Annotated in this window: 10 protein-coding genes; 5 read left to right on the top strand and 5 right to left on the bottom strand. The window is 45.3% G+C overall.

Going from position 1 to position 12,220, the window contains the following annotated elements; all coding sequences use genetic code 11:
- Positions 1-22 precede the first annotated feature (22 nt).
- Together nuoK and LAT75_RS03375 are read right to left on the bottom strand one after the other, a co-directional pair.
- Positions 23-325 carry an NADH-quinone oxidoreductase subunit NuoK gene (gene nuoK, locus LAT75_RS03380; RefSeq protein ID WP_114985066.1) on the bottom strand — a complete coding sequence of 101 codons (303 nt, stop codon included), beginning with the start codon at positions 323-325 and terminating at the stop codon, positions 23-25.
- A complete protein-coding gene (locus LAT75_RS03375) occupies positions 322-846 on the bottom strand; it encodes an NADH-quinone oxidoreductase subunit J (RefSeq protein ID WP_291481213.1) in 525 nt (174 codons plus the stop codon). The genes nuoK and LAT75_RS03375 overlap by 4 nt, the downstream gene beginning before the upstream one ends.
- Before the next feature lie 296 nt (positions 847-1,142).
- Here LAT75_RS03375 and LAT75_RS03370 point away from each other — a divergent pair, with 296 nt between their 5' ends.
- Positions 1,143-2,144, top strand: a complete 1,002-nt coding sequence (locus LAT75_RS03370; RefSeq protein ID WP_291481212.1) for a MoxR family ATPase — start codon at positions 1,143-1,145, stop codon at positions 2,142-2,144.
- Between the two features lie 86 nt (positions 2,145-2,230).
- Positions 2,231-2,482, top strand: coding sequence for a hypothetical protein (locus tag LAT75_RS03365; RefSeq protein ID WP_291481211.1), 252 nt, complete (start codon positions 2,231-2,233; stop codon positions 2,480-2,482).
- A 138-nt stretch (positions 2,483-2,620) separates the two neighbouring features.
- Here LAT75_RS03365 and nadA read toward each other — a convergent pair whose 3' ends face one another.
- The 3 genes from nadA to cmk form a co-directional block, all read right to left on the bottom strand.
- Entirely contained in the window at positions 2,621-3,667 is a 1,047-nt protein-coding gene (nadA, locus tag LAT75_RS03360) for a quinolinate synthase NadA (protein WP_291481210.1), read from the bottom strand.
- 303 nt (positions 3,668-3,970) lie between these two features.
- Positions 3,971-5,920, bottom strand: a complete 1,950-nt coding sequence (gene rpsA, locus LAT75_RS03355) for a 30S ribosomal protein S1 (protein ID WP_291481209.1) — start codon at positions 5,918-5,920, stop codon at positions 3,971-3,973.
- Positions 5,921-6,230: 310 nt separating this feature from the next.
- Positions 6,231-6,893: a (d)CMP kinase gene (cmk, locus tag LAT75_RS03350; protein WP_291481208.1), complete on the bottom strand. Its 663-nt coding sequence runs from the start codon at positions 6,891-6,893 to the stop codon at positions 6,231-6,233.
- A gap of 299 nt (positions 6,894-7,192) precedes the next feature.
- Here cmk and rpsT point away from each other — a divergent pair, with 299 nt between their 5' ends.
- The 3 genes from rpsT (at position 7,193) to LAT75_RS03335 (ending at position 11,832) form a co-directional block, all read left to right on the top strand.
- A complete protein-coding gene (rpsT, locus tag LAT75_RS03345) occupies positions 7,193-7,450 on the top strand; it encodes a 30S ribosomal protein S20 (RefSeq protein WP_291481207.1) in 258 nt (85 codons plus the stop codon).
- Positions 7,451-7,463: 13 nt separating this feature from the next.
- Entirely contained in the window at positions 7,464-8,981 is a 1,518-nt protein-coding gene (gene gpmI, locus LAT75_RS03340; protein WP_291481206.1) for a 2,3-bisphosphoglycerate-independent phosphoglycerate mutase, read from the top strand.
- A gap of 268 nt (positions 8,982-9,249) precedes the next feature.
- Positions 9,250-11,832 (top strand): ATP-dependent Clp protease ATP-binding subunit, encoded by a 2,583-nt coding sequence (locus LAT75_RS03335; RefSeq protein WP_291481205.1) that lies wholly within the window; start codon positions 9,250-9,252, stop codon positions 11,830-11,832.
- Positions 11,833-12,220: the final 388 nt, after the last annotated feature.

The following is a 12,220-nucleotide window of genomic DNA, read 5'->3' as shown; positions in this document are numbered from 1 at the left end:
ACTCCGCATGTAAGCCATTTGGCTACCAGCGGAGCAAATTGATTTTACTGATATCAGCTGTGATGTTGTTGCGGTAAATGGCAATTACAATAGCCAGGCCTACACATGCTTCAGCTGCAGCCACACAAAGGACAAAGAACACCAGAATCATCCCGTGAACATCGCCCATTGAAGCGCTAAAGGCTACCAGTGAGATATTTACGGCACTAAGCATCAGCTCAACACACATGAATACCACAATGGCGTTTTTACGGATTAGTACGCCTAAAACCCCGATTACAAATAATACGGCGCTAACGCCGAGATACAGTTCCAGACCTATCATTCGATTTCGTCCTCAACGTTAACATTTTTTTGAGCCAGCAGCATAGCACCTACAACAGCAGCTGTGAGCAGTATAGCCGTCGCTTCAAAGGGAAGCAGAAATGTTGTGAACATTTCATCACCGATAGCTTCAACCGTTCCGATAGCCATCAGCTCCTGCTGCGAGAAATCAGGCAATGCACCTGTGAAGTTACCCACAATATAAAGCAGCTGCGCCAGAACAATTACGGTTACCAGTACGGCGAAAATCTGTTTAAAATCGACCTTTGTGACTATCTGTTCATCCTCGTCCATGTTCAGAACCATGATAACAAAGAGAAACAACACCATAATAGCTCCGGCATATACCAGGATCTGAATTACGGCCAAAAACTGCGCGTTCAGCGACAAATAGAAACCTGACACAGATAACATGTGAAGAATCAGAAATAAAGCGCTGTTTACGGTGTTTTTGCTTAGAACCATTGCGAGGGCAGTACCCAGTGCAAATGTGGCAACAAATACAAAAAAGAAGGTTTCCATGTATGAATGTATTCCGTGAATTTTCGAGCGTAAAGGTACCCAAATTTCATTCGGGCTTCAACTCAATTCTTGTTATTGTCGTTTGTACGCCAATATCCTACCTTTTGACTGACCACCGGTTTCTCATTAAAATCAATCATATACTTGTTTTTTAATGGTTTCGGGAAATCAGCGGTGTAACGGTCAGCGGGCAAATATCTCAACAGCTTCCCCCTGAACATCAACTTTACTGATAGTCTCCAAAAATAAAAAAAAGCTTCTCAATAATCACCCCTAATTCGATTCTAAAGAAAACTATGTCCGAAAAAACAGCACAAATTCAGGAGTTAAATAAGCGGATCGCTCAAAGCAGTGCTTTTATTGAAGCTATCCGAAATGAAATGGCAAAAGTTGTTGTCGGGCAGCAGTATATGATAGATCGTTTACTGATCGGGCTGTTGTGTAACGGGCATGTTTTACTCGAAGGTGTGCCGGGGCTGGCCAAAACATTAACGGTGTCTTCGCTTGCAAAAGTAATCGACACCCGCTTTCAGCGCATTCAGTTTACGCCGGATCTGCTGCCGGCTGATCTTGTCGGGACCCTCATCTATAATCAGAAGCTCGGTGACTTCACCGTAAAGAAAGGTCCCGTTTTTGCCAACATTATTCTTGCTGATGAAATCAACCGCTCACCTGCCAAGGTACAAAGCGCACTGCTTGAGTGTATGCAGGAACGCCAGGTTACCATTGGTGAAGAAACGTTTAAGCTTGAAGAACCCTTCCTGGTTCTCGCTACGCAAAACCCTGTGGAACAAGAGGGTACCTACCCGCTTCCTGAAGCCCAAATTGACCGTTTTATGATGAAGCTCAAAGTAGGCTACCCTTCTGAACAGGAGGAAATGCAGATTATGCGCCGCATGTCTGGTATTCAGAAACCTTCTGAACTCCAAAAAGTAATTAGTGCCGAAAAAATTCTGGAAGCCCGCCAAACAGTAAACGACATTTATATTGATGAAAAAGTAGAGCAATATATCATCAATCTTATTTTTGCTACACGCAAGCCGGTGAAGTACGGTGTGCGTGAACTTGAACACATGATTAATTTCGGGGCTTCACCACGCGCATCAATAAACCTGAACCAGGCTTCTAAAGCGCATGCATTTTTAGAACACAGAGGCTATGTTACCCCGGATGATGTCCGTTCGGTTGTTTTGGATGTAATGCGACACAGAATAATTTTAAGTTATGAAGCAGAAGCTGAAGACTTAACTACAGAAGATGTGATCGATAAACTGTTAAACAAAATACAGGTTCCCTAAGGTATTCTTTATAATTAAATATTGGATTTTTTTTTGAATTCATTTATTTTAGAGATGTTTCCTTGGACTTAAATTAATAATACACTATGAAAATCAAAGTTATTCCGCGTTCTAACATTCGTACCAGTAAGAAAAGCTCCTCTAAATTCAGACCACTAATTGAGGCACTTGAAAGTCTTCAGCCAGGCGGTGATGCTATTGAGGTAACGTACGGCAATGATAAAGAGCTAAATTCCATGAGGAATGTTGTGTACACCTTTAACCGTGAAAACGGACAAAAGGTTAAAAGCGGAAAGGATGCTGTGAACAGCAAAATCTTTTTCTTCAAAGACAAATAATGCTTTTTGAAGATAAAGAAGCTCACACAGACAGCTAATCTGTTTTAATACCAGCGCTATCTTCAATTTTGTTTATACAAAAAAGGCCATCACTGATGGCCTTTTTTGTATAACAACGGTTTAATTATGCCTGTATGATTAGCTCATTTCAAGCATACGATCCAGCGACCGTTTCGCCTTAATTCGTATTTCTTCATCAAGCTCAATCTGATACTTATCTTCCCGAAGGCAGATCAGCGTATCTTCAAGAGTGATTTCATTCATATGCGGACAGCGTACACTGCATAAACCCAGCATTTCTTTATCAGGATTCTCTGCCTGTATGTTATCACTCATGCTGCATTCCGTTAGCAACAGAAACCTTTTTGCTTTCGATGCTGAAACGAAATCGACCATCGCAGTTGTAGACCCACTGTAATCCGAAGCTTCAACGACTTCCGGCGGGCACTCCGGGTGTGCCATTACAACGGTATCCGGAAACTGCCGCCGCACTGACTCGATATCAGCAACTGTAAATTGCTCATGCACTTCACATTTGCCATCCCAAACAATCATACTGTCTTTTCCGGCATTTCCGGAAAACGCATCCGAAGGCATGATTACCTTCTTACCCGTTTCTCGGGCAACATTCTTTGCCAGAAACTCATCAGGAAGGCAGATTACGACATCTGAATTAAGCTGATTCACTATATGAACAGCGTTCGCTGAGGTGCAGCAAATATCGGTTTCGGCCTTCACATCTGCATAAGTATTGATGTAGGTAACAACCGGTACGCCGGGGTATTTGGCCTTCAGACGGCGCACATCATCCGCTGTGATGCTCGATGCGAGAGAACAGCCTGCAACCCTGGCAGGCAGCAATACCATGCGGTTCGGATTCAGAATCTTCGCTGTTTCCGCCATAAAACGGACACCACAGAAAACGATACGATCTGCCTGCGATTCGGCAGCAATCCGGCTCAGCCCCAGGGAATCCCCCACATAGTCGGGGATACTGTGGTAGAGTGCGGCTTCCATATAATTGTGACCCAGAATTACCGCATTTTTCTCTTTCTTGATACGGTTTATTTCAAAGGCTATTTCTGCTTTAGCGTACAGCTCCGCTTCGGGAACCATATCACGCAGGCGTTCTTTCATTAACCGATAGGTTTCCTGAACGCTCCCTGCATGTTGTATTGATGTCATAAAGTTTCGTTTGCTGCATTTTGCCCCGAATTTTCAGAGCATATTTTATAAATAGGGGTGTATAATCAAATCATGACCAATATAAAACCGGAAATGATACATTTACCGGCTTGGGTACCGGCTCTGGATCAAAGACTGCAAATAAACATTTTAACTTGTTTCTAAGTCAGAGCTGTAGTCTGTAATGTCTGACAAGAAGATATTTCTGAAATGTGTGCTTTGCAAAAAAAGAGGAACGCCTTACGGGTTCCTCTTTTTTTCAACAAATCAGCAAAAGAATGCTGTTAACAGGATGATTCAGAATTAGTTCTGATCGCCTTTGTCATCAAGCTGCCTTTTCAGATCAGCCAGACCCGACATCTCACCCAGGGTGAGTGCACCGGTTGGCTGTTCGCCGGCTTCTTTTTTCTTCTGCATTTTCTTGAGTTCTTTCTCCGCATCACGGCGGGTTGACTCTTTTTCGCTAAGTGTGATGTTGCGGCTTTGCTCGTCAAACTCAACAATAGCCAGCTTCACTTCGGTATCAGGCTTGAAGTTGTTGCGCATTTCCTGTGGCTCGTCAACTTCACGTTGTGGCAGGAAACCCTCAAGTCTGTTGGGCAGCCGCACAAAAGCACCTTTGTCGGTAAGGCGTGTTACAACACCATCAACTTCCGAACCAAGCTGATACTCGCTGGCAAAGTTAACCCATGGGTTTTCCATGATTTGCTTATGACCGAGAGAGATACGGCGGTTGTCGAAATCAACGGCGAGAATACTTACCTCAATTTCTTCACCTTTGCTTACAACTTCGCTTGGGTGATTCACCTTATCGGTCCAGCTCAGGTCTGAAATGTGAACGAGACCATCGATGCCCGGCTCAAGCTCAACAAACACACCAAAGTTAGTGAGGTTGCGAACAACGCCCTTGTGACGTGAGCTGATCGGGTAACGCTGGGTAATCTCTTTCCACGGATCGTTTTCAAGCTGCTTAACGCCGAGAGAAACTTTGCGCTCGTCAACATTAATGTTGAGAATCACGCACTCAATAACCTGATTTTTCTCGACCAGTTGAGACGGATGCTTAATGTGCTGTGTCCATGACATTTCCGAAATGTGAACCAGACCTTCAACACCTTTTTCGAGCTCGATAAAGGCACCGTAATCAGCGATAGAAACAACTTTACCCTGTACTTTTGTACCTTCGGGATATTTTTTGTTGATCTCTTCCCATGGGTGCGGCTGAAGCTGCTTGAGACCAAGAGAAATACGCTTGCGTTCTTCGTCAAACTCAAGAACAACTACATTCAGGCGCTGATCCAGCTTACAGATTTCAGAAGGATGCTCTACGCGGCCCCAGCTGAGATCAGTGATGTGAAGCAGACCATCTACGCCGCCAAGGTCGATAAATACACCGAAATCGGTGATATTTTTAACGATACCTTCAAGGATCTGACCAGCCTGCATGCTGGAAAGTATTTCCTGACGCTGATCTTCGAGATCAGTTTCTACAAGAGCGCGGTGAGATACAACAACGTTTTCGCTGCTCATGTTAAGCTTAACTACGAGGAATTCCATATTGCGGCCTACGTACGCGTCGAAATCACGTACCGGGCGCACATCAATCTGGGAGCCGGGGAGGAAAGCGTCAATTCCAAACACATCTACTACCATACCGCCTTTAATGCGGCGCTTGATGTGGCCTTCAACAACTTCCTGACTGCCGTGTACCTGCTCAATTTTTTGCCATACACGCAGGGTATTTGCCTTACGGCGGGAAAGCACAAGCTGACCTTCGCGGTCTTCCACCCGATCGAGGAATACTTCGATCTCGTCGCCGGGCTTAACATCTTCAATATTCTTAAATTCGTTTACCGGAACAATACCTTCGGATTTAAAACCAATATCTACGATTACATACTTATCATCGATAGATACGATCCGTCCGGATACGATTTCTTTTTCTGTGATGGAAGTAAGCGTACCTTCGTACATACTCACCATCTTGTTGTAATCTTCATCAGAATAATCTTCTGATGCCTCTTCAAGCTCGTCAAGAGTGTAAACTTTAGTACTGCGCTCCCCTTTGAAGGTTTTAATTTCGCGGGCTGCTTTCACAACAGGCTCTTCACCGGCAGGTTCAGACTGTACTGCTGTTTCTTCAGCAACTACGGTCTCAGGTGCAGCTGTATTCTCAGAAGACTGCTCCCCGGCCTGATTTTCGGTTGTATTTTCAGTTTCTTCCTGAGTTTTGTTGGTTAACTCATCCGACATGTATGGTTATTCCTATAATTTGAAAACCGCAGGTCGCTTTGATCAGCTTTCGCCGATACTGACCCGGGATTAGGGTTTATTGTTTTTTATGATGATATCTCCCGAAAGCACCTTACATCATGAATCGATATTCGGTTTTGGGATGGCCTTAAATATACTGTTTTTCCGGAAAAGATTTAAGGTTGATTCCTAAAGGCTTTTTGGCTTTGTTATGCTTTGTCATTTTGGGCGTTATCGCACCCTACATTTAGTCAACCGTATATAGCAGTATATCAATATACGGGCTTCTGCATACGGGCTTCTGCCTGACTTAGCCAGTTAGCTTTTCATTGATAAGGCCGCTTATAAAAGAAACTTGTTCATCAAAATCCATAGCAGTTGTATCTATCTCCACAGAGCCCTCGGGTCGGGTGAGCGGAGCAATATCCCGGCCTGAGTCCTGCGCATCCCGGTCTGCGAGGTTGCGGCTTATTTCTTCCAGGGAAACTTCCATCCCCTTGCTTTTGAGTTCCTCGTAACGACGTTTTGCGCGCTCACCCAGATCGGCAACCATATAAAACTTTAACGCTGCATCAGGAAATACAACCGAGCCAAGATCCCTGCCATCGGCAATAAAATGATGCTCCTGCACAATACGGCGCATTTCTTCATTAACCTTATCCCTAACAGGCCCCATTGCAGCTACCGCGCTGACATTTGAGGATATAATTGGCTGACGTATTTCATCTCCAACCTTTTCACCGTTAAGCAGAGGCTCTGTTCCGGTTCCTTTTTCATTTACGCTTAGCGTTACCTTATGTACCCCTGCCACATCCAGAAAATAATCCTTATCCATGCCGCCCATCACATACAAAAGGGTCCATGTACGGTACAAGGCCCCTGAATCGAGATAATTCCAACCTATTCGTTCCGCTACTTTTTTTGCTGTCGAGCTCTTACCCGAGCCGGCGGGCCCGTCAATAGTTACTATCATAAAATGCTGTTATTTTCATTGATTAGCCTGTAGTTTCAGTATCAACTACACAGTTTATAATGGTGGCACATGCTGCTGGATGCCCTTTTTGCACAAGCAGGTAACTGATTTACTGCATTTCAGTGCATCGCTCAAATATATTGATATACAACCTAAAAAACTTTATTTTACCTGACTGATTCATTCAGAGACCTTACTGCTTCTTTTTATTCTGTGCATTGAACGCACGTCTGCTTTGTAAGTACCCTGATGTTTCGCCGTCTTTACTTCTACTGAATTAAACTCTTCAATACATACACATGCCACAGCATAAGTCTTCTATCAAGCGCGTCCGTCAGGATAAGAAAAAACGAATTCACAACCGTGCGCTCCGCTCCAAAATGCGTACCCTCTACAAAAAAGTATTTCTTACTGAAGATCCTGCGGAAGCTGAAGTTGCTCTCAAGCAGGCAGTTGCCTACCTCGACCGCATGGCCGTTAAAGGTATTGTGCACCGCAACAATGCCGCAAACAAGAAATCGAATCTTGTTCGCTACGTAAACGCACTTTCCAAATAAACTTACATTTATAATGTCCCGTGCCCTTCTTGTCATCCTTGATGGCTATGGGGTGGCTGCAAACCCTGCTGTCAGTGCCGTTGATCAGGCCAAGACCCCCTTTTTCGATTATCTTAGCCAAAACTTCCCCAAAACAACCTTAACGGCTTCCGGGGAAGCTGTCGGACTTCCTGACGGTCAGTTTGGAAATTCTGAAGTAGGTCATTTAAATATTGGAGCAGGCCGCATTGTATGGCAGGAACTTTCCCGAATTAATAAAGCCATACGGGATGGTGATTTTTTTGAGAATGAAACTCTGCTTAAGGCTGTAGAAAAAGCAAAAGAAAAAGGATACCTCCACGTGATGGGTCTTTTTTCTGACGGCGGAGTTCACAGCCACAACAATCATCTTTTTGCCGTACTTGAACTTTGCAAAAAGCATGAAATCCCTGAAGTTTACGTCCATGCCTTCACCGACGGGCGTGATACACCTCCGCACTCAGGCCTTGAATACGCCCGGGCTTTCACGAAAAAAGCAAAGGAAATTGGCGTCGGAACCCTCGCGAGCATCATAGGCCGTTATTATGCAATGGATCGCGATAACAGATGGGAGCGTGTTGAGCGCTGTTACAAATTGCTGGTTGAGGGTGAGGGTATTCCCTTCGATTCAGCTGAAGATGCATTCAGCAAAAGCTACGCTGAAGGCATTACGGATGAGTTCATAAACCCAGTGCTGCTCGATAAAAGCCCTCAAAGCCGGCTAAAGCCCGGCGACCCGCTGTTGTTTTACAACATTCGCGGCGACCGCGCCCGGGAAATCACACGCGCCCTCACGTTTGAAGATTTTGATGCTTTCAATCGAAAAGCATTCCCCGATCTTCACTACGTAAGCTTCACGCAATACGACGTAACTTTCAGGAATGTGAAAGTAGCCTATCCCCCGCAGGTACTTTCCAATACGCTGGGTGAAGTCGTTTCGAATAACGGCCTGAAACAGCTTCGCATTGCTGAAACTGAAAAATATCCGCACGTTACTTACTTTTTCAACGGCGGACTCGAAGAACCAAATGAAGGCGAAGAACGCATTCTTGTTGCAAGTCCAAAAGTTGCAACCTATGATCTTCAGCCTGAAATGAGTGCACCGGAAGTTGGTGACAAGCTCACCGCTGCTTTAAAAACCGGTAAATTTGATCTTGTAGTACTTAACTTCGCAAACCCTGATATGGTGGGGCACACTGGTGTTTTTGAAGCTGCCGTTGCAGCCGTTGAAGCTGTAGATAAGCAGCTGGAGCGTGTTGTAAATACAGCACACGAAAACGGCTACGCCTGCCTGATTATAGCTGATCACGGTAATGCCGACTGTATGTACGAGGAAGACGGCAGCCCTCATACGGCCCATACAACACAGCCGGTTCCGTGTATCTTAGCCGATACTGCCCGTAAAGAAGTTCAGCTTCGTGAAGGCGGCATCCTCGCTGATGTTGCTCCGACCCTTCTGAAATTAATCGGTATCGATCAGCCGCAAGAAATGACCGGCACCCCCCTGTACTAACTCGTTCAGAACAACAGTATTTATAAAGGACCCCGGGCAGGTATTACACCAGCGCCCGGGGTCTTTTTGTTAGGTAAACCAGAAGCCGCGAGAAAACACAAAGTATTGAGAGCAGGAAAAAACGGCGCCTGATATGCCTTCTGCTGATAAACTTGATTTTGCCTCAGCCCTGCCATACATTAAAAGCTTACGAACTAATGCGCCTGCCATACCGTTATGGTTCCATAATAAAAACAGCCACCAACTTTTAAATATTCCGAATCCGATTATGGAGGGAAACTTTTCCAACAGAGTGCGAGATGTAATTCAGTTCAGCCGCGAAGAAGCACTTCGGCTTGGCCATGATTACATAGGCACTGAGCACCTTATTTTAGGCGTAATTCGCCTTGATGAAGGCGTTGCCGTTCGCATTCTCAAAAACCTCAACTGTGATCTTTCTAAGTTAAAAAAAACCATCGAAGATACCGTTCGGGGTACTGGTGGTGCCATCACCGTCGGGAATATTCCGCTCACCAAACAAGCTGAAAAAGTACTTCGGATTACCTATCTCGAAGCAAAACTCTACAAAAGCGACACAATAGGAACCGAGCATCTGCTGCTGTCCCTGCTTCGCGACGATGAGAATATTGCAGCACAGATTTTGCATCAGTTTAATGTAGGCTACGACGGCGTACGGGAAGAACTGGACCTCATTATTTCAGGCAAACCACGCAACGACGGCAGCTCTGGTACAGGTACCGGCCCGTCGATGACAGCCTCTGACATTCCTCCATCAAAAAGTTATAAACCTTCATCCGGAAGCGGCGACAGTAAGAAAATGGAAAAAACCAAAACTCCCGTATTAGACAATTTCGGCCGTGATCTCACAAAGTTAGCCGAAGAATCCAAACTCGACCCCATAGTTGGCCGGGAAAAAGAAATTGAGCGTGTGGCACAGGTGCTGAGCCGCCGCAAGAAAAATAACCCCGTACTGATCGGCGAACCCGGTGTTGGCAAAACTGCTATCGCTGAAGGTCTGGCTATCCGCATCATAGAACGCAAGGTTTCAAGAGTACTCTACGACAAACGCGTTGTCGCGCTTGATCTTGCGGCACTTGTTGCCGGCACAAAGTACCGCGGTCAGTTTGAAGAACGTATGAAAGCGGTGATGAATGAGCTGGAAAAAGTAAACAACGTTATCTTGTTTATTGATGAGCTCCACACTATCGTTGGCGCCGGCGGAGCTTCAGGCTCTCTCGATGCCTCCAATATGCTGAAACCAGCTCTTGCACGCGGTGATGTGCAGGCCATTGGAGCTACCACACTGAACGAATACCGTCAGTTTATTGAGAAAGATGGCGCACTCGAGCGTCGTTTTCAAAAAATCATGGTAGATCCGACCACTCCTGAGGAAACGATTGTCATCCTGAATCAAATCAAAAACAAGTATGAAAAGCACCATTCTGTAAGATATACTGATGATGCCATCAACTCTTGTGTGAAGCTTACAGACCGGTACGTTACCGACCGTTTCCTGCCCGATAAGGCAATCGATGCCCTCGATGAAGCCGGCGCACGGGTACACCTGGCTAACATCACCGTTCCGCAGCACATTATTGACCTCGAAGAGCAAATTGAAAAAGCTACCGAGGAAAAAAATAAAATGGTTAAAAGCCAGCGCTTTGAAGATGCCGCCCGCCTGCGGGATACCGAGAAAAAGCTGATAGAAGAATTGGAAAACGCACAAAAAGACTGGGAAATAGAGTCCGAAAAAATAGTATTCGACGTAAATGAAGACGACGTAGCTAAAGTTGTAGGTATGATGACCGGCATTCCGGTAAGTAAGATCGCGCAAAGCGAAGGCGTAAAATTGCTCAAGATGCGCGATGAACTCACAAGGAAAGTTATCGGGCAGGATGAAGCCATTGTTAAGCTTTCCAAAGCCATTCAGCGTACACGCGCAGGGCTTAAAGACCCCACACGACCTATCGGCTCATTCATTTTCCTCGGGCCTACCGGCGTGGGTAAAACTGAACTCGCCAAGAGTCTTTCCCGCTATTTATTCGATGTTGATGATGCTCTCATCCGTATAGATATGAGCGAATACATGGAAAAATTCTCCGTGTCGCGGCTTGTTGGTGCACCTCCGGGTTATGTTGGCTACGAAGAAGGCGGCATTCTGACTGAAAAAGTACGCCGCAAACCGTACTCCGTTGTTCTGCTCGATGAAATCGAAAAAGCCCACCCCGATGTCTTCAACCTGCTTCTGCAAGTTCTTGATGACGGTATCTTAACCGATTCCCTCGGCAGAAAAATCGATTTCCGGAATACGATTATAATCATGACGTCCAATATCGGTGCCCGCGATATCAAGAACCTTGGGCGCGGAATCGGCTTCAGCCCTACCGAGTCTGCTTTTGACTATGCGAAGATGAAATCTGTAATTCAGGAAGCACTCCGCAAGGTTTTTAACCCCGAATTCCTGAACCGTGTGGATGATGTAATTGTCTTTAAACCGCTTGAGAAAGAGGATATCTTCAAAATCATCGACAACATGGCTGACCTTCTGTTTAAGCGGATTCGTGATCTGAATTTCAACGTCGAGATAACTAAGGGAGCAAAAGATTTCCTCAGCGACAAAGGCTTTGATCCTAAATACGGCGCACGCCCTCTCAAGCGGGCTATCCAAAAATATGTGGAAGATCCCCTTGCCGAAGAGCTGCTTGCCGCTGAAAAACAGGAAGGAGCAACCATCCGCATTAAGATGAACGCATCCCGCGATAACCTTATGTTTGAATGGAAAAATCCTGAAAGCGAACAAAGCGATCAGGAAACCTCTGATGAGGAAGAAACAAGCCCGAAAGAAGCCTGATTCGCACCCTTCATATACCAATCAGGCATATCAGCAGCCTGAGACAACCCGTAATTCAAAAAGTCTGCTCCCCTTTTCAGGTGGTGCAGACTTTTTTTATCACCCTAACTCAGACAATGCTCCGCAGGTAATTCTCATGAATGCTGTGAGACACATCAATGAGCACAGCTGTCGCTCAGAAAATGTAATATGCTGCCCCGGGCTGCGTTTGTACCCGTTAAGCAAAGCTTCCGGCATTGCCCGTTACGCTGCCTGTACTAATGTTATCCCTAAATTATTTTAGTTATACCCATCTTGACATAACTAAAAAATGGGACTACATTATTTAAACACTAAAACCTTAACGAATAATAAAATAATGGACGAAACACACAGGCGCACCAGCGCA

Source organism: Cyclonatronum sp. (assembly GCF_022565315.1).
In the GTDB taxonomy this organism is placed as follows: Bacteria; Bacteroidota; Rhodothermia; order Balneolales; family Cyclonatronaceae; genus Cyclonatronum.
Note: the sequence above shows the minus strand (reverse complement) of the source record. Positions and strands in the feature narration are given on the sequence as shown.